The organism is Amycolatopsis lexingtonensis, assembly GCF_014873755.1.
GTDB classification, from domain to species: Bacteria; Actinomycetota; Actinomycetes; order Mycobacteriales; family Pseudonocardiaceae; genus Amycolatopsis; species Amycolatopsis lexingtonensis.
Genome location: NZ_JADBEG010000001.1, coordinates 112,748 through 135,623, shown reverse-complemented (window position 1 = coordinate 135,623; position 22,876 = coordinate 112,748). Strand labels below are relative to the sequence as shown.

Sequence of the window (22,876 nt, the reverse complement as noted above, 5' to 3'; positions counted from 1 at the left end):
GACGTCTGACGGCCTGTGGACGGCCTGGCTTTCTGCCGCCGCTGTGTCTGTCTGGCCTGGTGGCAGCCCTCCCCCGTCTTCCTCGTCCCCGCATCGCGGAGGTCGTCGGGTAGCGGGTCGACGGCGGTGAGGGTGTGCTCGCCGGCCTGGATGTTGATGGTGCGGTAGCGGCGGGTGGTGCGCACGAACTTCTTGATCGACCAGCCGGTGGTCTGCTCGATCCACCTGCTGACGGCCAGGGCGGCGAACACGACCGTCAGGTGCGCGTCGATCGACTCGCGCTTGTGGTGGTAGATCGGCCGCGCACGTAGGTCGTGTTTGGACATTCGGAACGACTTCTCGATGTGGAACAGTCGGTGGTAGGCGTCGATCACGAACTCGGCGGTGACGTCCGGGAGGTTGGTGACGTAGCCTTTGAGGCCGGCAAGGGCGCGTGCCTTGGCTTCCAGGGTCCGGTTGACACTCTTGGTGGCGCCGGTGAGCTGGATGAACCGGTTGCGTTTGACCGCGGTCTTGCCGGCGACGGTCTGCTCGGCCTTGGCGACCTGTTCGTCGATGCCGTGCAGGGTGCGCCGAGCCCGGTCCGCCCGGTACTGGTAGTGGATGATCTGGTCGCGGCGCTGGTCCTTGGGGCCGGCAGGCCAGGGCTGGGTGAAGATGTGCCCGTCGGGGATCTGCTCATCCGGGTGCTCGTGGCGCCACGCCTGGACCACGTACGGCACGTCGGGTATCCGCGCGCCGAGCATGAACGACAACCCCGCGGCCTCGATGGCCTGCTGGTTGGCCGCAGAGATCATGCCGGCGTCGGCCACGACCGTGACATCAGCCGGCTGGTGGGCATCCATGAACGCACGGATTGGTCGGCAGCATCGTAGTGGTCTCGCCCCGGTTGCCCTCGAACGCGTTGACCAGCAACGGAAACCCGCTTGCGTCGGTGAGCAGCCCGATCGTGATCTGCGGCTCCAGGCGGCGTTCTTTGGAGAACCCGGGCTCACGGAACCCGTCCCCGGCATCGGTCTCGAAGTACAAGGTGGACACATCGTGGAGAACCAGTGACGCCGGCCCCGGATCAGCGGTGCGGGCGCACGCCGCGGCCGACTTCTGCCGCCAGGACTCTTTCGCGAACGCGGGCAGACGCCGCTTGAGGGTCGCGTACGCCGGCGGGTCGAAACCTGCCTCCTCGACCACTCGCAGACTGTCCAGCTTGCTGGTCGGCTCGACGATCCGTGCCAGCACCACTGCCGGCCTGCAACGCCGCGAAGTCCGGGCCAAAGTCGAGCTCGGGCTGCCCAACAGCCAGACGCTGCCTCGCCACCGCCTTGAGCGCCTCCAACGCCGCATCGTCATGCGCCGAGCCGATGTGCTCGAGTCCCGCGACCCGCGACGCGAGGAGTGCACGATAGTGCGCAGATTTTCGCCGTTCACACGACGAAACCGCAGCTCAACAGCCAGCACCCTACCCAAGATCAGCGATCTTGAGCCAAAGTCAGGTAAGGTGACGGAATGGTCATGCGGGTGGCGATTCCCGTGCTGCCGTGCCGAGATGTGCAGGCAGCGCGGTCGTACTTCACGGACGCGCTCGGATTCGACACCATATTCACCTGGGAGACCCCGCCTAGCTACGCGGCCGTGATCCGCGACACCGCCGAGTTCCACCTGTACGCCGAAAGCAGCGTCGGCCCGGCCAGGGTGACGGTTGTCGTCGACGACGTCGATTCCTGCCACGACGAGCTGCGCGCCCGCGGCGCCGACATCGTCGAGCCACTGGCTGACCGGCCCTACGGGATGCGCGACTTCAACGTACGGACACCCGATGGGCACTTGTTGATCTTCAGCCAGCCGCTTACCGAGTAGGGGTGACCATCAGCGGACCAGCCGGAAGAATGACCGGACCTCGTCGACGAACAACGCCGGCTGCTCGAACGCCGCGAAGTGGCCGCCCTTGCCGGGCTCGTTCCAGTACCGGATGTTCGGGAACCGGCGCTCCGCCCACCGCCGAGACGGGCGCTGCAGCTCCTTGGGGAAGACCGAACAGCCGGTGGGTACGGTCACCGGCGCGCCGGCCGACCCGGAGATCCATTCGTTGACCTGCCGGAGGCTTTCCCAGTACAGCCGGGCGGATGAGGCACCGGTGCCGGGCAGCCAGTAGAGCATCAGGTTGTCGAGCAGCTCATCCGCGGTTCTGTTCGACACCGTGTCCGCCATCCTCCAGGCGGCCTACGACGACAAGAAGATCCGGGCGAACCCGTGCCGGGCGAAGAGCGTCAAGCGGCCCAAGCCCGTCCAGCGGAAGGTCATCCCGTGGCCGGACAGCCGGGTCCGCGCCGTCCGGCTTGCCTTGCCCGTCGAGTACACCGTCACGGTGCCGCTCGGGGCCGGGCTCGGCCTACGACAGATGGAGATCTTCGGATTCAGCCCGGACGACGTCGACCGGGACGAGATGATCGTCAACGTTCAGCGCCAGATCCGGTGGATCGGCACTCAGCCGGTGTTCTCTCCGCCCAAGGGCGGCAAGACGCGTGTGGTGCCGCTCGGGCAAGGCGTGCTCGATGACATCGACGACTACATGGCCACCTTCGAGCCGGTCACGCTGACGCTCCCCTGGCTCGAACCAGGTGGCCGGCCCGAAACCGTGCGCGTTCTGATCGCCCGGACGACCAAGCGCAGCGTCTACGCGGGGCAGCCGATCGGGAACGTGATCAAGGGCTCCAACTTCGCGTACCACGTCTGGCGGCCGGCCTTCGCGAGTGCGGGGCTCGACTACGTCGAACGCCGGGACGGGATGCACGCCATGAGGCACTTCTTCGCCTCCACGATGCTCGCCAACGGCGTGTCGATCAAGGAAGTCGCCGAGTACCTCGGTCACCACGACCCCGGATACACGCTCCGGATCTACACCCACCTCGTCCCATCGAGCCACAAGCGGGCTCAGGCGGCCACGAACCGGGTGTTCAAGCCCCGCCGACCGCAGCAGACGGCCCAGGATTCCGAGACAGCCTGACGAGGCCGAACGCAACAAAGCAGCAGGTCAGAGGCGGATGGGCTTCTTGTTCATAAACTCCTCGATCCCCAGCGGCCCCAGCTCCCGGCCGATCCCCGACCGCTTGATGCCACCGAAGGGAAGATCCGCCTCCGACCCGCCGGACTTGTTGATGTACACCATCCCCGCCTCGATTCTCCGCGCCACACGGGCCGCGCGTTCGCGGTTCGTGCTGAAGACGCTTGCGCCGAGGCCGAACGGGGTGTCGTTGGCCAGTGCGATCGCCTCCTCCTCCGTCTCCGCGCGGAACAGCAACGCCACCGGGCCGAAGATTTCCTCGTGGTACGCCGCCATTTCCGGGGTCACGTCGGTGAGGACCGTCGCCTCCAGGTAGGCGCCCGGGCCGGGGATGCGGTGGCCGCCCGCACGCAAGGTCGCGCCGTCGCGGATCGCGCGGTCGATCTGGGCGGCTACCTCGTCCGCGGCGGATGGGGAAGCCAGGGGCGGCAGCGTGGTCGCCGGGTCCGCCGGGTCGCCCGGGACGTAGTACGCCGCGACGCGCTTGGCGAAGCGGTCGGTGAACTCGTCGTAGAGCTCGCCCAGCACGATGATGCGCTTCGGCGCGTTGCACGACTGGCCGCAGTTGCGCATCCGGGCCGTCGCGGTGATCTTGACCGTCTCGTCCAGGTCATCGGTGTCCAGCACGATCAACGGGTCGGAGCCGCCGAGCTCGAGGACGCTCTTCTTGAGGTTCCGCCCGGCTTCGGCCGCGACGGAGATGCCCGCCTGCTCGCTGCCGGTCAGCGAGACGCCCTGGATGCGCGGGTCGGCGAGGATCCACGGGACCTGCCGGCTGGACGCGAAGACGTTCACGTACGCGTCTTCGGGCACGCCGGCGTCGCGCAGCACGCGCTCGATCGCCACCGCCGAACGCGGGCAGATCGACGCGTGCTTGAGCAGGATCGTGTTGCCCAGCACCAGGTTCGGCGCGACGAACCGGGCGACCTGGTAGCACGGGAAGTTCCACGGCATGACGCCGAGCAGCGGCCCGATCGGCTCCTTCGTCAGCACCGCCTCGCCGCCGCGGATCGGCAGCGGCTCGTCGGCCAGCAGTTCCGGGCCGCGCTCCCCGTAGTAGCGGAAGATGTCGACGACGACGCCGACTTCGCCGCGGCCTTCGTTGATCCGCTTCCCCATTTCGAGGGTCATGATCGCGGCGAGCTCGTCGGCGCGTTCGGCGAACAGCTCGCCGGCGCGGCGCACGATCGCGGCCCGCTCGGCGACGTGCCGGGCCCGCCAGCCCGCGTACCCGCGGTGCACCCGGCCGATGGCGGCGCGGACCTCCTCGTCGGTCGCGTTCAGGATCTCCTCGACCCGCTCACCCGTCGCGGGGTCGGTGACTGAGTACATGGCGGCCTCCGGGTCCGACGTGACTACTGCATACTGTATACACTATTGGACCAGTGATCGACACCCGCGCGGCGGTACTCTCGAGCGCTTGATCGCCTATCGTTTTCCCATGACGCTGGAGATCACCGGCGGCCCCGAATTCGACGCATTGGCAACGGAAAGTGCTCGCTGGACCCGCCACTACGCGGGCGGCGAGGTCACCTTCGGCTGCCCCGCGCGCACGCCGGAACGCACCCCTCGGGTCTGGAGCGGCCGCGGCCTCGGCCTGGCGGAAGCCGAGTTGCCCCGCTTCGCCCGGCAACTCGGCCGCGTGCTGAAGCACCCCGCGTACTGGGAGGCCAGGGTGCCGGGCGCGGTCCAGCGTTGGTCGCCCGGCCGCTACGACGACGAAGACGGCTTCGTGTACTTCCTGGGTCCGTGCACGCACGGCGACCCGTGGCCGGGATACCGGCCGGCGCGGGCGTTCGCCATCGCGCTCCCCCACGTCCGCGGGCTGCGGATCCGGGTGGCGGCGTACCTCGCTGCCGGCTGACGCCGGGCCGATGACATGAACGAGTTCAAGGCAGCAATCCGCCGGGTCGTGCGTGCCGGAGCCGTCGCCGCCGTGGTCAGCGGTATACCGTCGACCGCGCACGCGCTGCTCACCGGCGGCGACCTCCTCGCCGCCACGCGCGTCGCGGGCACCCTCATCCCGGGCCGGCGCGACCGGCCCGGCGTCGCCGCCGGGCTGGTCGCGCACGTTCTCGTCGCCGCCGGGTGGACCGGCGTGCTCGCCTCGGCCGGCTGCCGCGGCGTCACCCGCGGTGCGGTGGCCGGGCTGGCGATCGCCGTGCTCGATCTAGGCGTCGCCGCTCGGGCCTACCCCGCCGTGCGGGCGCTTCCCCGCGCGCCGCAGCTGGCCGATCACCTGGTGTTCGGTGCTGTCCTGGGTGCGCTCCTCAACCGTCCACAAGCGACGGATCAGGGCACGACCTGGACGACGTCACCCGGGTGCAAGGTGTTGTAGAACGTCACCGCGGCCGCGTGCGAAAGGTGCACGCACCCGTGGGACTTCACCTTCAGGCTGCCCTGGTGGAAAGCGACCCCGGTGGTGGTGAAGAACACCGAGTACGGCATCGGCCCGTTGTACTGCTTGCTGTAGTGGTCGATGTCCTTGTACTGCACGTGGAACTTCCCCAGCGGGGTCGGGTACTTCGCCAGCCCCACGGTGATCGGGACGCCGCCGTAGGTGACGTTCCCGGCGCCGTCGGTCAACCACGCCGTATTCGAACTGCGCTGGACGCAGGCCTTCGCGTCGGCGTCGCACGGCGTCGACGCCGCTTCGGCCGTTCCCGCGAACGCCACGGTCCCCGCCATCGCGGCGACCCCGCCCAGTAGTGCGATCATCCTCCGGTTCATCGCGTGCCTCCCGTTGTCGTTCGGCTACAGGAGGTAGGGTTCCCCGTTTTCCGATCTTCGAACCGATCAGTTCGCCGGCTGCGAAAGCCGGAGGAATTCCTGTTGTTCGCGGTCGTACCGCTGGGTCAATCCGTTTCCGTAGCGGTCCCACCAGTTTTGCGTGTGCCCGCCCTGGCGGGTGGTGGTGTCGCCGTAGATCTGGCGGTCGTATTCGACGCGGGCGTCGCGGAACTCCTGCTGGAACTGCTCCGGCGTCAGGCCCTGCACGTGCTGGATCGTCGCGTCGCTCAGCGTCCGCGAGCTGCGCACGATGTCGTCGCCGCCCATGTGGTTGAGGATCGCCCGCACGCCGCCGGCGCCGCGCATGTGCGCGCCGGACATGATCGCGGCCTGGGTGCCCGGGTCGGTGAAGTTGAGCGCGCCGGCCGTGCGCGCGTTCGCCGTCATCAGGTCCGAGACGACCGCGCGTTCCTCGGCACTGCCGATGCCGTACTGCTCGCGCGCCGCGATGATCCGGTCGTAGCCGTTGTGCATGTTCTGCCGGAAGCCGTACGCCTCGGGCACGCCGCCCTGCTCGCCCGTCGCGCCTTCCGAGCGCATGATCGAATCGACCACGCGCGGGTCCAGCTGCTGCGGCGCCGCCGCGGCCGCCGCTCCCCCGCCGCCGGCCTGGGCCTGGCCGCCGCCGTAGGCCTGCGCGACGTCGGAGTCGGCCGCGTTGTAGCGGTTCGCGGCCGTCTGGACGTTCTGGTTGACGTTCGTGATCAGGCTCAGGAACTTCTGCAGCGCGCTGCCCAGCGACGAGTGCAGCGCCGAGTTCGCGGCGGCCACCGCGCTCCCGATCCCGGCGAACGACAACGCGTCGAGCACCAGGCCCTCCAGGTCACGGGTCACCGAATGGAAGCTCGACCCGACTTCCTCGACCGCCTTGGCGACCGTCCCCATTTCCGTGGTTTCGGCGCGGTAGGCCCCGGCACTCATGGTCTGCTCCCTCCGGACACCGGCTGTGCGGGTCGACGATCGCGCACCGCGCGGCGCCGCCCAACGGCCGAATTACCCACTGCGCTACCGGCGGGAGTGCCCACTCCGGCGCTAGAGTCGGCAGATGACCACACCCGACGGCGACCCGAACGTCCTGGACGGCGAGATCGTCGACGAGACCCCCACCGCGGCGATCGCGGTGCCCTCGCCGCCCCTGCCGGAGCCGGACTACAGCGAGGGCGGCGTGCCCAGCTTCGACTTCGTGCGCGACAAGATCGAGAACCGGTACACGACGTCCGTCGGTGCCACCGAGGTCGCCGGGCTCGGCACCGAGCACACGGCGGACGCCCTCGACAAGCAGATCGCCGACCGCGACCAGGCGGCCAAGGACCGGCTGGCCGAGATCCGCCGATCGATGCGCGGCGAGTAGCGCTCAGCCGAAGATGGCCACCGGGTCGCCGGTGTACCAGGCGTTCTCGATCACCACCCGGCGCAGCACCCAGCGGTCGCCGTCGCGGACCAGGTCGGTGTCGTAGCGGTTCTTGAGCAGCGCGTGCGTCGAGTGGTCGGCGCTCAGCAGGTGCTGGGCCTCGACCAGGGCCGTGAGGCGCGCGGTGTCGCCGTCGACGGTGACACGCGGGTTGGTCACCTGGTGGGTCGTGTCGACGCGCCCCTCGAACAGCGCCAGGATCGTGTCGACGATCGCGTCCCGGCCGGTCATCAGCGGCGGCCGCGCGCCCCACTTGGCGGCCGCGGGCCGGAAGTCCAGCTCCGCGTCGGCGGCGAACGAGGACGCGAACAACGCGCGGTCCTTGAGGTCTTGGCCGAGGCCGAAGCGGTAGAGCGCGTCGACGATCTCGTGCCGGTCGTTTTCCGTGGTCATGCCCTCGAGGCTGGCCCGCCCCGCGGAACCGATCAACGCGCTTGTGTGCCACGATCGTGAAGCGAAACTTCACGATCGGGGGCGGGCATGCCGGAGTGGCGCGAGCTCGAGACGTTCCTGACGCTGGCCGGGGAGCTGCACTTCGGCCGCACGGCGGAGCGGCTGCACGTCTCGACCGCGCAGGTCAGCCAGACGATCCGCAAGCTCGAACGGCGGATCGGCGTGCCGCTGTTCACCCGGACCAGCCGCCGCGTGGCACTGACGCCGGTGGGCCGGCAGCTCGTCGCCGACCTCACCCCGCCCTTCGCGGCGGTCGGCGCGGCGCTGGACCGGGCGATCGAGACCGGCCGCGGGGTCACCGGCACCCTGCGGGTCGCGTTCGGCGACGCCGCCGGCGGGCAGCTCCTGGCCGGTGTGGCCGAGCGCTTCCGGCAGCGCGAGCCCGGCTGCCGCGTCGAGTTCCGCGAAGTACGGCCGGCCGAGGTGCTGCCCTGGCTGCGCGAGGGCGAGGTGGACGTCGTGCTGGCCGGGCTCCCGCTGGCGGCGCCGGACCTGGTCACCGGCCCGGTGCTGGTGCGGGAGACGCGTTTCCTGGCGGTCGCGGCGGGTCACCCGTTCGCCCGGCGGGACTCGGTGCCGGTCGCGGACCTGGCGCGCGTGCCGGTGCTGCGGTGCGCGCTGCCGGACCCGTGGCTCGACGAGCACGCCCCGGATGCCGTGACCCACGCGCGCGCAGGCCTGCAGGAGCTGCTCACCCTGGCCGGTGCGGGTGCGGGAGTGCTGCCGGTCGGGGCCCACATCCGGCGGTACTACCCGCGGCCCGACCTGGCTTACGTGCCGGTGGCCGACGCACCGCGCCTCGAGTGGGCCTTGATCTGGCCGGCCGCCACGGCGACGGCCCGGGTACGCGGGTTCGCGGAGGCGGCGGCCGAACTGGTGCGCGAACCCGCTTGACGCGGGTGGCGCGTGCTCTCGCGTCGCCACCGGGCAAAGCGCCGCCGACGCCGGGCGGAAACCCGCCCGGCGCCACGAAGTCACGCCCTCCTCAGCCGGGCAGCCACCGCATCTCCGTCGGCTGGTACGCGGCGATCGCCGCCACGCGGTGCGGGAACAGCGGCACCCGTCCGGCCAGCCCGGTAAGCCGGATCACCCGCTCGACCGCGCCGCCCGGGGTGGCGATCAGGCAGCCCGAAATCCCGCGCTCCCAGCACAGCTCGAACGCCCGCAGCAGGCCGCGGATCCCGCGGACGGAAAGGAATTCCAGCTCACCGAGGTCGAGCACCAGCAGGTGCGGCCCCGGCAGCTCGCAGATGGTGGCTTCGATCACGGTCGTCCACTGCAGCACCGTGTCGATGTCGAGCTGGCCACGCACCTCGACGACCAGCACACCGCTGGTCCGTTCGGGGGCGATCCCGTTTTGGTCGCGCATCGCGCGCCTCCTCAGGGCCGTGTCGGAGGCCGGCCCCGGCTCATCGTCCCACCCGCGGCGCGGTCGCGGCGCGCTGAAGCGGGCGAACGGTACACACTTGGACTTTCCCTGGCGGACGGCCGAATCCGCCGCCGCCGTCCGGTCTAGTGTCCATTGTGGAGCGTCAGAAAATATCATCGATATCAACCAGTCGATATCACCGCTCCGGGGACGTCAGGCTTCCGTAATGCCGGCGTGGAATCATCGGTGACCGGCGGAAGTTGTACCAGCCGGAAGCACCGCACGAAGAGAAGGAGTGACGCCGTGACCACGTCAACCGAAAGGGCCGTCCTGGCCGGCGGCTGCTTCTGGGGCATGCAGGAGCTGTTCCGCCGTCAGCCCGGGGTGGTTTCGACCCGGGTCGGTTACAGCGGTGGCGACGTCCCCAACGCCACCTACCGCAACCACGGCACGCACGCCGAGGCCATCGAGGTGGTCTACGACCCCTCGCAGACGACGTTCCGCGACCTGCTCGAGTTCTTCTTCCAGGTGCACGACCCGACGACGAAGAACCGCCAGGGCAACGACATCGGCCTGAGCTACCGCTCGGCGATCTTCTTCGAGAACGACGAGCAGCGGCGCGTCGCCGAGGACACCATCGCCGACGTCGACGCGTCGGGGCTGTGGCCGGGCAAGGTCGTCACCGAAGTCAGCCCGGCCGGCGACTTCTGGGAGGCCGAGCCGGAGCACCAGGACTACCTGCAGCGCATTCCGAACGGGTACACCTGCCACTTCGTGCGCCCGGGTTGGAAGCTCCCGAAGCGCGAGAAGACCGCCTGACGGTCCGCGGTGCCGAAGGCCCCTTCGCCGATCCGGCGGAGGGGCCTTTCGCCGTCCCGGGCGCGGGAAAGATCACCCGAACGGCGGTGATCCGCCTTCAGTCCTGAGTGGACGGTCAAGACCAGAGATCCCAATGGTGGCAAATGTCCCTTTTGGGAAGTATTGCCTCTCGTAGATAAGACCGTACGTTAGTCGCTTGTTCGCGAGCCTTCTTCACCGGATCCTGATTTCCGCCAAGCAGCACCGTTTTTCCCGTCCCCCGTTCTCGGCCCGGCCTGTACCGGGCCGGTTCGCCCTGCCCGGAGGAGATCCTTCGATGCACCTGAGACGTCCCATCGTCTTGGCCGCGAGCGGCGCGCTGATAGCCGCGATGTGCACGACCACCGCCGCCCAGGCCCAGCCCGCCACCCCGAACGCCACCGCCGACGCCCAGACCCTGGCCGTCAACGCGGCGGCCGGCCTGGTCGCGAGCAAGCCGGCCGCGCTGCACGCCAGCGCGGACGACGTTTTCCTCGCCCAGAAAGCGATTTCCTCGACCAACGGGCTCAAGTACGTCCCGTACGAGCGCAGCTACAAGGGCCTGCCGGTCGTCGGCGGCGACTTCGTCGTGGCGACCGACTCGACGGGCCAGGTGCTGGGCACCTCCGTCGCGCAGGACCAGACCATCAACCTCGCCTCCACCACCGCCAAGGTGTCGAAGGCCGCGGCCGAGGCGACCGCGCGGCAGCAGCTGTCCGCGGTGGACAGCGTGAGCCCGGCGCAGCAGGTCGTCTTCGCGCTCGGCACGCCCACCCTCGCGTGGAAGAGCACCGTCGTCGGCCGCGACGCCGAAGGCCCGAGCCGGCTCGACGTCATCGTCGACGCCGCCACCGGCAAGGTGCTCAAGACCCAAGAACACGTCATGAACGGTGACGGCACCAGCGCGTACAACCGCCCGAACCCGGTGCACCTCGACACGTCGGTGTCCGGCAGCACGTACTCGATGAAGGACCCGAACCACCCCACCGAGTCCTGCCAGGACGCGGCCAACAACACCACGTTCAGCGGCCCCGACGACGCGTGGGGCAACGGCAACGCCACCAGCCGCGAGACCGGCTGCGTCGACGCGCTCTTCGCCCTCCAGACCGAGAACAAGATGCTCTCGCAGTGGCTGGGCCGCAACAGCTTCGACGGCAACGGCGGCGGCTGGCCGGTCCGCGTCGGCCTGAACGACCAGAACGCCTACTACGACGGCAGCCAGGTCCAGATCGGCAAGAACACCAACGGCCAGTGGATCAGCTCGATCGACGTCGTGGCGCACGAGCACGGCCACGGCATCGACGACCACACCCCGGGCGGTATCTCGGGTGCGGGCACCCAGGAGTTCGTCGCGGACGTCTTCGGCGCCTCGACCGAGTGGTTCGCCAACGAGCCCTCGGGCGGCGACGTGCCGGACTTCCTCGTCGGCGAGACGGTCAACCTGGTCGGCTCCGGCCCGATCCGCAACATGTACAACCCCTCGGCGCTGGGCGACAAGAACTGCTACGACAGCTCCGTCCCCAACGGTGAGGTGCACGCGTCCGCCGGCCCCGGCAACCACTGGTTCTACCTGCTGGCCGAAGGCACCAACCCGACCAACGGCCAGCCGACCAGCACCACGTGCAACAACACCTCGATCACCGGCATCGGCGTCCAGAACGCGATGAAGATCTTCTACAACGCGATGCTGCTCAAGACCACCAGCAGCTCGTACCTGAAGTACCGCACCTGGACGCTGACCGCGGCGAAGAACCTCTTCCCGGGCAGCTGCACCGAGTTCAACACCGTCAAGGCGGCGTGGGACGCGATCAGCGTGCCGGCCCAGTCGGCCGACCCGACCTGCTCGGCGACCGGCACGGTCACCGTGTCCAACCCGGGCAACCAGTCCACCACGACCGGCGGTTCGGTGAACCTGCCGCTGTCGGCCAGCGGTGGCACCGCGCCGTACACCTGGTCGGCCACCGGCCTCCCGGCCGGCCTGTCGATCAACTCCTCCACCGGCACGATCTCGGGCACCGCGACCACCGCGGGCACCTCGAACGTCACGGTGACGGCGACGGACGCGGCGAGCAAGACCGGCACGGCGTCGTTCACCTGGACCGTCGGCACCACCGGCGGCTGCTCCGGCCAGAAGATCGTCAACGGCGGCTTCGAATCGGGCAGCGGCAGCTGGACCGGCACCACCGGCTCCATCGGCCAGTGGGGCTCGCAGGGTGAGGCCGCGCACGGCGGCACCTACTCGTCCTGGCTCGACGGCTACGGCTCCACCACCACGGAGTCGATCGCGCAGTCGGTGAGCATCCCGGCGGGCTGCCACGCCAGCCTGACGTTCTACCTGCACATCGACACCGCGGAGACCACCACCACGACCGCCTACGACAAGCTGACCGTCGCCAACGGCAGCACGACGCTGGGCAGCTACTCCAACCTGAACAAGGCGTCCGGGTACGCGCTCAAGACGATCGACGTCTCGTCGGCCGCCGGCAGCACCCTCGCGCTGAAGTTCACCGGCACCGAAGACAGCTCGCTGCAGACCTCGTTCGTCATCGACGACGTGGCCGTGACCCTGAGCTGACACTGAAACACTGAACCGCCGAAGCGGGGAGATCGGGCGACCGGTCTCCCCGCTTCCGCGTTTTCCGGAGCAGAATCGGCCCATGGACACCGAGGAACTGCGCGCGACCCAGGCCCCGCTCAAGGACAAGTACCGCGAAAACCCGGAAAGCGCGGTCGTGACACTGCACGCCGACGCCGAACTGGACGGTCTCGGCATCTCCTGCAAGGTCGAAACCGGCCGCGCGGTCGTCGAAGCCGGGCTGCACCCGGCGACCGGCGGCGACGGCACCCTCGCCTGTTCGGGGGACATGCTGCTCGAGGCGCTCGTCGCGTGCGCCGGGGTGACGCTGCGGGCGGTGGCGACGTCGCTGGGCCTCGAGGTCCGCGGTGGCCGCGTCCGCGCCGAGGGCGACCTCGACTTCCGCGGCACGCTGGCCGTCGCGAAGGACGCCCCGGTGGGCTTCCGCGCGATCCGGCTGTCGTTCGACCTCGACACGGACGCTTCCGAAGAACAGCTCGCCACGCTCAAGAAGCTGACCGAGCGCTATTGCGTGGTGTTCCAGTCCCTGCGGACGCCGCCGGAATTCGCGGTAACGCTTTCGGCGAACTGACTCTTCTCCGGGAGAAACCCGGAGGACAAAGCGGACAGTGTGGCCTAGCTTGTCGGTGTCACCGGAAGGGGAGCCGACATGCCACAGCCGGAACCGGACGTCGCCGTCCAGGTACGCGGGCTCGTGAAGACCTACGGTTCGACGCGCGCGCTCGACGGCGTCGACCTCGACATCCCGGCCGGGCGCGTGCTCGGCCTGCTCGGCCCGAACGGCGCCGGGAAGACCACCACCGTCCGCATCCTGACGACGTTGCTGCGCCCGGACTCCGGCGAAGCGCACGTGGCCGGGTACGACGTCCTGGCCGAGCCGGACCAGGTGCGCCGCCGGATCGGGCTGTCCGGGCAGTACGCGGCCGTCGACGAGAACCTGACCGGCTACGAAAACCTGTACATGGTCGGGCGGCTCTACGGCAGGCGCAAGGCGGCGGCCCGCTCCCGCGCCCGGGAGCTGCTCGCGCGGTTCGCCCTCGAAGAGGCCGCCGACCGGCCGGCCAAGGGCTATTCCGGCGGCATGCGGCGGCGGCTCGACCTCGCCGGCGCGCTGGTCGCCGAGCCGACCGTCGTCGTCCTCGACGAGCCGACCACCGGCCTCGACCCGGGCGGGCGCCTCGACACCTGGGGCGTCATCAAGGAGCTGGTCGCCGACGGCACGACCGTGCTGCTGACCACCCAGTACCTCGAAGAAGCCGACCAGCTCGCCGACTCGATCGTGGTGATCGACCACGGCAAGGTGATCGCCCGCGGCACGGCCGACGAGCTCAAGGCGCAGACCGGCGGCGAACGCCTGGAACTCGTCATCGCCTCCCCCGCGGACCTGCCCGCCACGCTGGAGGTGCTGCGCGAAGTGGGCACCGGCGACCCCTCGGGCGACGACCACACGCGGCGCGCGGAGATCCTCGTCGACACCGGCCCCAAGGCCCTCATCGAGGCCCTGCGGCGGCTCGACGCCCAGGGCATCGCCGTCCAGGACGTCGGCCTGCACCGGCCGACGCTGGACGACGTCTTCCTGTCCCTGACCGGTCACGGCGCCGAGGAGGCCGCGAAGTGAACGCGCTCGCGAAGGGCATCTCGGACGGCGGCGTCATCACCTGGCGCAACCTGGTGAACGTCCGCCGCAACCCGGACTGGCTGATGGCCGCGACCTTGCAGCCGATCATGTTCGTGCTGCTGTTCGCCTACGTCTTCGGCAACGCGATCGGCGGCGAGTCGGGTGGCGCGGCGTACCGCGAGTTCCTCATCGCGGGGATCTTCGCCCAGACGGTGGCGTTCAACTCGGCGTTCACCGTCATCGGCTTCGCCAACGACCTGCAGAAGGGCATCATCGACCGGTTCCGCTCGCTGCCGATGTCCCGGATCGCGGTGATCCTCGGCCGCACGACGTCGGACCTCGTGGTCAGCGTCGTGGCGCTCGTGGTGATGTCGCTGTGCGGCCTGATCGTCGGCTGGCGCATCCGCGGCAGCTTCTGGGACGCGCTGCTCGGCTACCTGGTGATGCTGATGTTCGCCTGGGCGCTGTCGTGGGTCGGCGCGCTGATCGGCCTGGCGGCGCGCAGCGTCGAGGTCGCGCAGAGCGCCGGGCTGATCTGGATGTTCCCGCTGAGCTTCATCTCCTCGGCGTTCGTCCCGACCCAGACCCTCCCGGCGTTCCTCAAGGCGATCGCGGACTGGAACCCGTTCACGGCGGTGATCAACGCGACCAGGGACCTGTTCGGCAACCGGTTCGGCCCGGCGCCGACGGGCTGGCCGGCCGAGCACGCGGCGTTGTATTCGATCCTGTGCTGCGTGGCGATCATCGCGGTCTTCGCCCCGCTGGCCACGGCCCGCTACCGGCGGGTGGCGAGCAAGTAGGACCGTCCGAAGAGGACTGCTTCAGTCCTCTTCGGACAGTTCCACGATCGGGATGACCCGGCCGGCCTGCCGGGCCTTTTCCCGGTGCTCGGCCAGGAACGGGTAGTGCCGCTCCAGCTCCGTCCACGCCCGCACGTAGTCCGCGCCCAGCAGCGGCAGCGCCTCGCCCTCGAACTCGTGGCCGTCGGCCTCGACCTTCACCCGCGGGTCGTCGGCGAGGTTCAGGTACCAGTCCGGGTGCTTCGGCGCGCCGATGTTCGAAGCCACCACCAGCAGCCGGGCGCCGTCGTGGTGGACCATCATCGGGACCGTGCGGGGCTCGCCCGTGCGGCGGCCCGTCGTGGTCAGCAGCACCAGGCGCTCGCGGTGCATGCCCTCCACCTCGCCGCCCGCGCGGAACTGCCGGATCACGCGGCGGTTCGTCTCCCGGACGTCCATCAGCGGTCGTAGTACTGGGTCGGCGGCTCCTGCTGCGTCCACTGCTGCCGGGTCGGCGGCGGGGCCGCGCTCTGCTGCCTGCGGCGCCGGTGCAGGGTCCGGGCGCTGGCCGCCATGCTGTTCACCACCGCGGCGATGGCCAGGCCGAGCACCAGGTTGATCACGGCCGTCGCGATCTTCGCGCTCGGGGCGACCGTGAGGGTCAGCGGCAGCACCACGGCGATCAGCGTGACGAGCACCATGATCCAGCCGAAGAACTGGGACGGCGCCGGTGTCGCCACGCTCAGCAGGTGCATCAGCCCGGTGGCGAGCAGGGCCACCGCGGCGGCGACCAGCGCGTACGTCGTGGTGCTCGCGTTGCCCCAGACGCCCTCGCCTTTTGGGGCGAGCACTTCGACCTCGAAGATGCCGCGCGCGATCAGCAGCCCGACCACCGCGAGCAGGGCCGCGACCACCGCCGTCGCGACGCCACCCGCCCACAGCCGGCGCGCGTCGATCCCCGGGCGGACGTCCTGGGGCTGGTTCCCGTAGTAGTCGGCCATCAGAGCCTTCCTAGGTCGGCTGCGCCTCTCGCCCCCGATTGTCCCCCGTTTCGGCCCCCACCGCGATCCGCGCCGGAACGTCCGGGGATTTCGTGATCTTCCGACGTTTGCCGTTCACGGGATCGGGGTACTTGCCGCCCGTGGCCGACGAAGCCGGGATGACGGGGCGCCCGACGGCGGGCGACTCGGACGACGTCACGTGCGCCCGCTACGTGCTGGGCGATTTCACCACCACCCCGCGCCGGGCGCCGGACGACGAACGGCCGCCGGGCCTGCTGGCCGGGCGCTACGAGGTCGGCAGGCTGATCGGCAGCGGCGGCACGGCCCGCGTCTACCGGGCCTACGACCTGCGGCTGGACCGCGAGGTCGCCGTCAAGATCTACGACCGGGACGCGCTGCCGGTTGACCAGCGGCGGCGGCTGCGCGAGACGACCATCCAGGCCGGCATCAGCCACCCCGGCGTGGTCGCGCTGCTCGACAGCGGGAGCGAGAAGGGCCGCACCTACCTGGTGATGCAGCTGGTGGAGGGCGAAAACCTGGCGGAGCGCCTCCTCGGCGGGCCGATGCCGGCGGCGGAGGTGACGGCGCTGGCCGACGGCCTCGCCGAGGCCCTGGCCCACGTCCACGCCCGCCGCGTCGTCCACCGCGACCTGAAGCCGGCGAATGTTTTCCTGTCCGCGGACGGCCCGCTGATCGGCGACTTCGGCATCGCGCACGCACTGGACACGACGCACATCACGGGCACGGGCGTCGTTCCGGGCACCGCGGCGTACCTGGCCCCGGAGCAGGTCAGCGGTGAGCCGGCGGGCCCGCCGGCGGACGTGTACGCGCTGGGGCTGATCCTCCTGGAGTGCCTGACTGGCGAGCGCGAGTACGCGGGCACGATGGTCGAAGCGGCGATGGCCCGGCTCAGCCGGCCGCCGCGCATCCCGGCGGAGGTGCCCAGCTCGCTGGCGCACGCGCTGCGCCGGATGACCCGCCGGGAGCCGGGCGATCGCCCGACGGCGGAGGAGGTGCGGCGGCTGCTGCACGCCCCGGCGCCGGTGACCGCCCTGGTCCGCCGCCCGTTGTGGCGACGCAGGCTCGAGGCGGTCGAGCGCCTTCCGGCCGGTGCGGTCACGGCCTCCCCCGAGCAACTCGACGTCACCTCGGCGGAGCACTCCGCACCCCCCGAGACCGCCGCGCTCGCCGCGCCCCCGGCCGACCCGCGGCCCGCCCGGCGCCGGATGGCCGTCGGCGGGGCGCTCGCCGTGGCCGCCGTGGCCGTGCTCGCCGCCACCCTGGTCACCGAACCGGACACCGGGACCACCACCCCCGCCCAGCCACCCACGCCGGCGACCACCTCGCCGTCCGTCACCTCCGCGCCGCTCGCCGACCGCGGCACCCCCGACCCGCAGCCGCCGCCGGTCACCCCGCCGTCGCTCGAACCCGCCGCCGTCACCCAGGAGACCCCCACCCCCGCGGCCCCGCCGCCCACCAAGCCGGGCAAGACCGGGAAGGGCGAAACCCGGGGCAAGGGCAAGGGGCCCGGCGGGCACGACAACGCCTGAGCGGGACGTCCGGCGGGCGGATCCGGGCCGAACGGCCCTGGTGCCGAAAAGCGTCCGAAACAACGGTGAGCCACATTTCCCGAATTCGGACTCGAAGCAATAACGACCGGTAACCGGAAGGCCTCCCACCTCGACACACACCGTGTGCCGAACGAGCGGGCACCACCGCCGGGAATCCCCCGCCCGGCCGGTTCCACGGAATTCCGGAGGTCTGGATGAGTGTCCACGCTGCCCTCGCGCGGCCCGTTCCCCACCCCTCGCGAGGACGGCACGCCAAGCCCCGTCCCGCGTGGCACCGGGTCACCCTCCGGGCGGTTTTCGCGGCGTCGGCCCTGATCATCGCCGGGGTCGTCTGGCCGCCGGCGGCGCTGGCCGCCCTCGTGCCGCTCGGCGCGGGCGTCGCGAAACTGCGGACCGCGAGCCGGAAGATCGACACCATCTTCGCCGAAGAACTGATCACCCGGGAATGGGTTTCGAAAAACGACGATCCGGTCGAGATTTCTTGACCGGTCCCCATTTTCCGGTCGCCACAAAACTGCTCCTCGGCAAAAGGATGACCTCCCTGGTGGACACCGCCGCGGCGGGAGTAGAACCGGTCGGGCACGGCCACCGCCGCGTGAGGCGTCGAAGATTGGGGAGTCATCATGGCCGATCCCGGAACCCCCGCGTCACCGGTCGATCTCGACCGGGTCCGCACCGAACTCGCCGCGCAGGGCCATCCCTGGGTCACCGGCGAGAACTCCATGACCATCCTCGAAGAAGACCAGCGCCGCCACCGGCTGGGTGTTCCCCTCCCGCCGGAATCCGAACGGCAGGAACTGGAATCGACGGCGAAATCCCTCGCCCAGGGTGAAGCCGCCCGCGCCACCGCCGTTTCCGGGGCCGGCGCCGCCGCGCAGTTCGACAGCCGCAACGCGGGCGGCGGCAACTACGTCACCCCGGTCAAGGACCAGGGCGACTGCGGTTCCTGCGTTTCCTTCGGCACCGCCGCCACGATCGAGACGGTCGCCGCGTTCACCCGCGGCCAGCCCGGCCTGCAGCTGGACCTCTCCGAAGCGCACCTGTTCTACACCCACGGCGCGAACGACGGCGCGACCTGCGACACCGGCTGGATGCCCGAGCGCGCGCTGAAGTTCTGCCACGACGTCGGCATCACCTACGAGGACTACTTCCCGTACAGCCCGCGCAACCGCGCCGGCGCCAAGCTGAACGCCGACTGGCCGAACCGGCTCGCGACCACGCCGTCGTACACGGCGCTGACCGGCAACCCCGCGGCGATGAAGGAACAGCTGGCCGCGCGCGGCTCGCTCATCGCGTGCTTCCTGGTGTACCAGGACTTCTTCTCCTACAAGACCGGCGTCTACCGGCACGTGACCGGCGCGCTCGCCGGCGGCCACTGCGTGTCGCTCGTCGGCTACGACGACAGCCAGGGCTGCTGGATCGCGAAGAACAGCTGGAGCACCAACTGGGGCGACGGCGGCTTCTTCCGGATCGCCTACGGCGAATGCGGCATCGAGACCTGGCAGGTCGAGCAGGTCGGCTCGGTGAACCTGCGCTCGTGGACCGGCTCGACGTCGGTGCTCGGCCTGTGGAGCAACGACCAGGACCGCAACACCTGGGCGTACCTGCAGAACATGGGCTGGCTGCACCTGGCCGCCGACGACGAAGTGATCAACAAGGCGATGCTGATCGAGCTGATCGCCGCGAAGCAGGGTGGCCGTCCGGTCAACGCGTTCAACAACAACGGCACGATCATCGAGACCTACGTCTTCTAGGAGCCCGCGATGGCCGCATCGACCAGCCCGTCCAGCGCGCCGACGGCAGTGGCTCCGGCCGCCAGCCCGGACAACGCGCCCCAGCCCCTCACCCCCGACCAGCTGCACGCGGCGACGGCCGCTGTCGTCGCCGAGCCGGCCGCCGAACCCGTCCTGAGCCCGCCGGGTGCCCCGCAGGCCGCCGCCGCGGTCACCACCGCCGCGGCCTGGCAGTCGAACAAGAAGGTGCTCGCCCTCTGGACGAACAACGCCGACCGCAACGGGTACGCCTTCGTCGACGCCGTCGGCTGGCGGCGCATCGCGACGAACAGCGACAGCGTGCACGAAGCGCTGTTGATGCTCGCCACGTCGGCGAAACTCGCCGGCTCGGTCACCTACCCGGAGGCCGCCGACGGCCTGATCCACGAGATCTACCTCTGGTGAACCCGTGCGGGTGATCACGCTCGAAGCCGACGGCGCGGCGGCGGACGTCGCGCCCGGCGAGCGGCTGGAGCTGCGCCTGCCCGAGAACGCGGGCACCGGCTACCAGTGGGTGCTCGACGGCCCGGAACCGCCGCTGCGAGTGGTCGAAGAGACCCTCCACCCGGTGGCGGACCGGGCCAGCGGCACCGGCGAACACCGGTTCGTCCTGCACGCGGACGGGCCGGGTGAGACGACGCTGGTGGCCCGGCACGCGCGGCCGTGGGCGCCGGACAGCGAACTGCGCCGCTTCCGGCTCACCGTCCGGGTCCGCTAACCGGCGTCCTGCCAGGGCTCGAAGCTGCGCAAGAGCAGCCTGACCTGCGCCGGATCGGTGATGACGGCTTCGACGCCCTGCGGCATCGCGATGATCAGCTGGGTCTCGCGGGCGGCGCAGCCCGCCGCCGTCGCGGCCAGGACCGCGATGCCGCCGCCGTCGACCGCCGTCGCCTGCACGAGGTCCACCACCACCCGGCGGACGTCCGCGGCGAAGGCGTCTTCGATCGCCTGGTGGTAGGTGGGGGCCAACCCGCCGTCGAAGACCCCGTCGACGGACAAGATGACCTCGTCTCCGAGGAGCACGCTGCGAAGTGTCATCCTGACCTCCTGCCGACCGGGTTTTTCCTCACCGGGTCCGGGTTCGGTCATCAAAGGTTACGTCAGGAGCCCGGGCGGGCGCAGGCTGAGCGGGCCGGGAGAGCACACCGGAAGCAGCACGATCGGAACTCGAAGAGGACACGCGCGTCCCTCTCCCCATTTCACTGTATAGCGCACCCCGGGGCTTGCGGCAAGGCCCGGGAGCGGGTCCACAATCCGGGCTCACCATTTTCCAGTGAGGGGAATTCTCCATGCGCGTGCTGCTGTCCACGATCGGCTCGCGGGGCGAAGTTCAGCCGGTGGTGGCGCTGGCCTCGGAACTGAGAGCGCTCGGGCAGGACGTCCGGCTGTGCGTGCCGCCGGACTTCCGGGACTGGCTCGACGAGCTCGGGTTCGACGTCGTGCCGATCGGCCCGCACCTGCGCGGAACCGCGTCGGCGCACCGGGTTCCGCCTACGCCGGACCAGATCCGCAAGGCGGCCGAGGACACCGTGACGACCCAGTTCGAGACGATCGCAGTGGCGGCCGAGGGCTGCGACGTCCTCGTCGCCGCCGGTGCCCTGCAGTTCGCCACCCGCTCGATCGCCGAGCGGCGCGGCGCCGCCTACGTGTACGCGAGTTTCTGCCCGATCACCCTGCCATCGGATTTGCACGCGCCGCCCCCGATGCCGTGGCGGTCGCCCGGAAAAGCGGAAAACCGCGCCCGTTGGGCCGAAGACGCGGACCGCTGGAACACATTCTTCGGCGTGCGGGTCAACGAACACCGCGCGGCGGCCGGCCAGCCACCCGTCACGGACCTGCCGGAGCACGTGTTCTCCGGCCGCCCCTGGCTGGCGGCCGACGCGGCGCTGGCCCCGTGGCCCGAACCGGGCGACGCCCACGTCGTCCAGACGGGTGCGTGGCTGTGGCCGGACGAGCGGCCGCTGCCGCCCGGGCTGGCGGAGTTCCTCGACGCGGGCGAGCCGCCGGTGTACTTCGGCTTCGGCAGCATGCGCGCCCCGGGCGAGCTCGCCGAGGCGATGCTGGCCTCGGCCCGCGCGCACGGCCGCCGCGCGGTCATCGCCCGCGGCTGGGCGGACCTCGCCACGGCCGCCACGCACCCGGACTGCTTCAGTGTCGGCGAGGTCAACCAGCAGGCCCTCTTCCGCCGCGTGGCGGCGGTCGTCCACCACGGCGGCGCGGGCACGACGACGACGGCGGCCCGCGCGGGCGCGCCCCAGGTGGTGGTGCCGCAGATGTACGACCAGCACTACTTCGCCGGCCGCGTCCGATCCCTGGGCATCGGCGCCGCGACGGAGCCGGGCGTGCCGACCGCCGCGGCGCTGACTTCGGCGCTGGAGGTCGCGTTGCGTCCTTCGGTGGCCACGCGCGCGCGGGTGTTCGCGGGCGAGGTCCGCGCGGACGGGGCGAGCGTGGCGGCGGGTCACCTGCTGACGACGGCGCCGCTCACGTCCGCCTGAGGGTGTCGGTTTCCCGGGGCGCCGTTCATCGGCCGGACGACCGGCACTCCGGGAAAGGAGCCCGCATGACCGTGATCATCGCCGGACCGGTGCACGTCGCCCCGGCCGACCGCGACCGCTTCGTCCGCGGCCACCAGCGCATCGTCGAGGAGGCGCGCCGGCACCCCGGCTGCCTCGACGTCTCGATCTCACCGGACCCGGTCGAGCCGGGGCGGGTGAACATCTTCGAGTACTGGGAGTCGGAGGAGGTCCTCGCCGAGTGGCGGGCGTCGGCCCCGCCACCCTCGGTACGGCTGCCGTTCGAGGGCGGCGGGGTCCGCAAGCACGTCATCGCCCGGACCGGTGGCCCGTTCGACTGAGCGCGGGTGCTCAGGGCACCAGGGCGGCGCACAACTCCGGCACGACGACCTCGATGTCCCCGCGCAGCACGAAGTCGGCGGTCTCGTCGTACGGCGTCGGGTCGCGGTTGACGATCACCAGCGTCGCCCCGGCTTGCTCGGCCACCGCGCACAGCGACGCGGCGGGCTCCACCTGGAGCGAGCTGCCCACGGCCAGGAAGACCTCGCTCGCCGCCGCGACGGCGCGTGCGCGGTCGAGCAGGTCGCCGTCCAGCATCTGTCCGAAAAGGACTATGTCCGGCTGCAGGATCCCGCCACAGCGGGAACAGCGCGGGTCGGCCTCGCCGCGGGCCAGCACTTCGGGGGTCGGCAGCCGCTCCGGGCAGCGGGTGCAGCGCGTGGTGTGCATGCTGCCGTGGAGTTCGAGGACCTTGCGCGCGGCGAGCCCGGCCCGCTGGTGCAGGCCGTCGACGTTCTGGGTGAGCACGCGCACGGCGGTGCCCGAGCGGTCGAGGTCCGCCAGCGCGCGGTGCGCCGCGTTCGGCTCGGCCCGCCAGGCGGCGTGGCCGGTGTAGGTGCGCCAGAATTCCGCGCGCACCGCGGCGTCGGCCATGAAGTTCGTCAGCGTGAAGGCGTCGACGGCACTCGGCGAGCGAGTCCAGACGCCGTCGGGCCCGCGGTAGTCGGGGATGCCCGACGCGGTCGAGATCCCGGCGCCGGTGAGCACACCGACGAGCCGGGCGCCGCGGATCCGGTCGTAGAGGTCCATGGTCCGGAGGTTAGCC

28 protein-coding genes and 1 pseudogene are annotated in these 22,876 nt (G+C 70.8%); 18 read left to right on the top strand and 11 right to left on the bottom strand.

From position 1 onward, the window contains the following. Positions 1-59 precede the first annotated feature (59 nt). A pseudogene (locus H4696_RS00640) lies at positions 60-1,452 on the bottom strand (IS1634 family transposase); the annotation flags it as partial. A gap of 51 nt (positions 1,453-1,503) precedes the next feature. Here H4696_RS00640 and H4696_RS00635 point away from each other — a divergent pair. Next, positions 1,504-1,854, top strand: a complete 351-nt coding sequence (locus H4696_RS00635) for a VOC family protein (RefSeq protein WP_086865098.1) — start codon at positions 1,504-1,506, stop codon at positions 1,852-1,854. A 9-nt stretch (positions 1,855-1,863) separates the two neighbouring features. Here H4696_RS00635 and H4696_RS00630 read toward each other — a convergent pair whose 3' ends face one another. Continuing rightward, complete coding sequence (locus H4696_RS00630) at positions 1,864-2,193, bottom strand: alpha/beta fold hydrolase (RefSeq protein WP_338064963.1); 330 nt, start codon at positions 2,191-2,193, stop codon at positions 1,864-1,866. Position 2,194: 1 nt separating this feature from the next. Between H4696_RS00630 and H4696_RS00625 the strand changes: the two genes are divergently transcribed. Next, positions 2,195-3,001 carry a tyrosine-type recombinase/integrase gene (locus tag H4696_RS00625; RefSeq protein ID WP_249027261.1) on the top strand — a complete coding sequence of 269 codons (807 nt, stop codon included), beginning with the start codon at positions 2,195-2,197 and terminating at the stop codon, positions 2,999-3,001. Positions 3,002-3,028: 27 nt separating this feature from the next. Here the strand turns inward: H4696_RS00625 and H4696_RS00620 are convergent, their stop codons facing one another. Next, entirely contained in the window at positions 3,029-4,390 is a 1,362-nt protein-coding gene (locus H4696_RS00620) for an NAD-dependent succinate-semialdehyde dehydrogenase (protein ID WP_086865100.1), read from the bottom strand. Positions 4,391-4,499: 109 nt separating this feature from the next. Between H4696_RS00620 and H4696_RS00615 the strand changes: the two genes are divergently transcribed. Both H4696_RS00615 and H4696_RS00610 read left to right on the top strand, forming a co-directional pair. After that, positions 4,500-4,922 (top strand): hypothetical protein, encoded by a 423-nt coding sequence (locus H4696_RS00615; RefSeq protein ID WP_086865101.1) that lies wholly within the window; start codon positions 4,500-4,502, stop codon positions 4,920-4,922. A gap of 15 nt (positions 4,923-4,937) precedes the next feature. Then, positions 4,938-5,396, top strand: coding sequence for a hypothetical protein (locus H4696_RS00610; RefSeq protein ID WP_225955553.1), 459 nt, complete (start codon positions 4,938-4,940; stop codon positions 5,394-5,396). Here the strand turns inward: H4696_RS00610 and H4696_RS00605 are convergent. Continuing rightward, a complete protein-coding gene (locus H4696_RS00605; RefSeq protein ID WP_086865102.1) occupies positions 5,351-5,788 on the bottom strand; it encodes a L,D-transpeptidase in 438 nt (145 codons plus the stop codon). The genes H4696_RS00610 and H4696_RS00605 overlap by 46 nt on opposite strands. Before the next feature lie 66 nt (positions 5,789-5,854). Next, positions 5,855-6,769, bottom strand: coding sequence for a hypothetical protein (locus tag H4696_RS00600; protein ID WP_086865103.1), 915 nt, complete (start codon positions 6,767-6,769; stop codon positions 5,855-5,857). A gap of 124 nt (positions 6,770-6,893) precedes the next feature. On the opposite strand from H4696_RS00600, the gene H4696_RS00595 reads away from it, so the two are divergent. After that, the gene (locus tag H4696_RS00595) at positions 6,894-7,199 is read left to right on the top strand and encodes a hypothetical protein (RefSeq protein ID WP_086865104.1); all 306 of its coding nucleotides are present in this window, start codon (positions 6,894-6,896) and stop codon (positions 7,197-7,199) included. A 3-nt stretch (positions 7,200-7,202) separates the two neighbouring features. On the opposite strand, the gene H4696_RS00590 is transcribed toward H4696_RS00595, so the two are convergent. Next, the gene (locus H4696_RS00590; RefSeq protein WP_086865113.1) at positions 7,203-7,652 is read right to left on the bottom strand and encodes a nuclear transport factor 2 family protein; all 450 of its coding nucleotides are present in this window, start codon (positions 7,650-7,652) and stop codon (positions 7,203-7,205) included. An 87-nt stretch (positions 7,653-7,739) separates the two neighbouring features. Here H4696_RS00590 and H4696_RS00585 point away from each other — a divergent pair, with 87 nt between their 5' ends. After that, complete coding sequence (locus H4696_RS00585; RefSeq protein WP_086865105.1) at positions 7,740-8,606, top strand: LysR family transcriptional regulator; 867 nt, start codon at positions 7,740-7,742, stop codon at positions 8,604-8,606. A gap of 91 nt (positions 8,607-8,697) precedes the next feature. Here the strand turns inward: H4696_RS00585 and H4696_RS00580 are convergent, their stop codons facing one another. Then, complete coding sequence (locus H4696_RS00580) at positions 8,698-9,081, bottom strand: STAS domain-containing protein (RefSeq protein WP_086865106.1); 384 nt, start codon at positions 9,079-9,081, stop codon at positions 8,698-8,700. A gap of 303 nt (positions 9,082-9,384) precedes the next feature. Between H4696_RS00580 and msrA the strand changes: the two genes are divergently transcribed. From msrA to H4696_RS00555, 5 genes are all read left to right on the top strand, one after another. Then, positions 9,385-9,900 carry a peptide-methionine (S)-S-oxide reductase MsrA gene (gene msrA / locus H4696_RS00575; RefSeq protein ID WP_086865107.1) on the top strand — a complete coding sequence of 172 codons (516 nt, stop codon included), beginning with the start codon at positions 9,385-9,387 and terminating at the stop codon, positions 9,898-9,900. Positions 9,901-10,216: 316 nt separating this feature from the next. Next, complete coding sequence (locus H4696_RS00570) at positions 10,217-12,493, top strand: M4 family metallopeptidase (protein ID WP_225955552.1); 2,277 nt, start codon at positions 10,217-10,219, stop codon at positions 12,491-12,493. 82 nt (positions 12,494-12,575) lie between these two features. Continuing rightward, positions 12,576-13,085 carry an OsmC family protein gene (locus H4696_RS00565; RefSeq protein ID WP_086865108.1) on the top strand — a complete coding sequence of 170 codons (510 nt, stop codon included), beginning with the start codon at positions 12,576-12,578 and terminating at the stop codon, positions 13,083-13,085. Positions 13,086-13,163: 78 nt separating this feature from the next. Continuing rightward, entirely contained in the window at positions 13,164-14,132 is a 969-nt protein-coding gene (locus H4696_RS00560; protein WP_169735206.1) for an ATP-binding cassette domain-containing protein, read from the top strand. After that, the gene (locus H4696_RS00555; RefSeq protein ID WP_086865109.1) at positions 14,129-14,932 is read left to right on the top strand and encodes an ABC transporter permease; all 804 of its coding nucleotides are present in this window, start codon (positions 14,129-14,131) and stop codon (positions 14,930-14,932) included. Before H4696_RS00560 ends, H4696_RS00555 begins: the two co-directional genes overlap by 4 nt. A gap of 21 nt (positions 14,933-14,953) precedes the next feature. Here H4696_RS00555 and H4696_RS00550 read toward each other — a convergent pair whose 3' ends face one another. Together H4696_RS00550 and H4696_RS00545 are read right to left on the bottom strand one after the other, a co-directional pair. Continuing rightward, positions 14,954-15,370 carry a nitroreductase/quinone reductase family protein gene (locus H4696_RS00550; protein ID WP_086865110.1) on the bottom strand — a complete coding sequence of 139 codons (417 nt, stop codon included), beginning with the start codon at positions 15,368-15,370 and terminating at the stop codon, positions 14,954-14,956. Beyond that, the gene (locus H4696_RS00545) at positions 15,370-15,912 is read right to left on the bottom strand and encodes a DUF6069 family protein (RefSeq protein ID WP_086865111.1); all 543 of its coding nucleotides are present in this window, start codon (positions 15,910-15,912) and stop codon (positions 15,370-15,372) included. Before H4696_RS00545 ends, H4696_RS00550 begins: the two co-directional genes overlap by 1 nt. A gap of 140 nt (positions 15,913-16,052) precedes the next feature. Between H4696_RS00545 and H4696_RS00540 the strand changes: the two genes are divergently transcribed. The 5 genes from H4696_RS00540 to H4696_RS00520 all read left to right on the top strand — a co-directional run bounded on the left by H4696_RS00540 (position 16,053) and on the right by H4696_RS00520 (position 19,973). Next, on the top strand, positions 16,053-17,462 hold the full coding sequence (locus H4696_RS00540) for a serine/threonine-protein kinase (RefSeq protein ID WP_338078644.1): 1,410 nt from the start codon (positions 16,053-16,055) through the stop codon (positions 17,460-17,462). A gap of 215 nt (positions 17,463-17,677) precedes the next feature. Then, positions 17,678-17,968, top strand: a complete 291-nt coding sequence (locus tag H4696_RS00535) for a hypothetical protein (protein ID WP_192781973.1) — start codon at positions 17,678-17,680, stop codon at positions 17,966-17,968. A 138-nt stretch (positions 17,969-18,106) separates the two neighbouring features. Then, positions 18,107-19,237: a C1 family peptidase gene (locus tag H4696_RS00530; RefSeq protein WP_086864925.1), complete on the top strand. Its 1,131-nt coding sequence runs from the start codon at positions 18,107-18,109 to the stop codon at positions 19,235-19,237. A gap of 9 nt (positions 19,238-19,246) precedes the next feature. Further along, positions 19,247-19,660, top strand: a complete 414-nt coding sequence (locus tag H4696_RS00525) for a hypothetical protein (RefSeq protein WP_143265431.1) — start codon at positions 19,247-19,249, stop codon at positions 19,658-19,660. 4 nt (positions 19,661-19,664) lie between these two features. Then, positions 19,665-19,973, top strand: a complete 309-nt coding sequence (locus H4696_RS00520) for a protease inhibitor I42 family protein (RefSeq protein ID WP_086864927.1) — start codon at positions 19,665-19,667, stop codon at positions 19,971-19,973. On the opposite strand, the gene H4696_RS00515 is transcribed toward H4696_RS00520, so the two are convergent. After that, on the bottom strand, positions 19,970-20,293 hold the full coding sequence (locus tag H4696_RS00515) for an STAS domain-containing protein (protein WP_158104432.1): 324 nt from the start codon (positions 20,291-20,293) through the stop codon (positions 19,970-19,972). The genes H4696_RS00520 and H4696_RS00515 overlap by 4 nt on opposite strands. A gap of 251 nt (positions 20,294-20,544) precedes the next feature. Between H4696_RS00515 and H4696_RS00510 the strand changes: the two genes are divergently transcribed. Next, entirely contained in the window at positions 20,545-21,753 is a 1,209-nt protein-coding gene (locus H4696_RS00510) for a glycosyltransferase (RefSeq protein WP_086864929.1), read from the top strand. Between the two features lie 65 nt (positions 21,754-21,818). Further along, positions 21,819-22,112 carry a putative quinol monooxygenase gene (locus H4696_RS00505; RefSeq protein ID WP_086864930.1) on the top strand — a complete coding sequence of 98 codons (294 nt, stop codon included), beginning with the start codon at positions 21,819-21,821 and terminating at the stop codon, positions 22,110-22,112. A gap of 10 nt (positions 22,113-22,122) precedes the next feature. Here H4696_RS00505 and H4696_RS00500 read toward each other — a convergent pair whose 3' ends face one another. Continuing rightward, positions 22,123-22,860 carry an SIR2 family NAD-dependent protein deacylase gene (locus H4696_RS00500; RefSeq protein WP_086864931.1) on the bottom strand — a complete coding sequence of 246 codons (738 nt, stop codon included), beginning with the start codon at positions 22,858-22,860 and terminating at the stop codon, positions 22,123-22,125. Positions 22,861-22,876 lie beyond the last annotated feature (16 nt).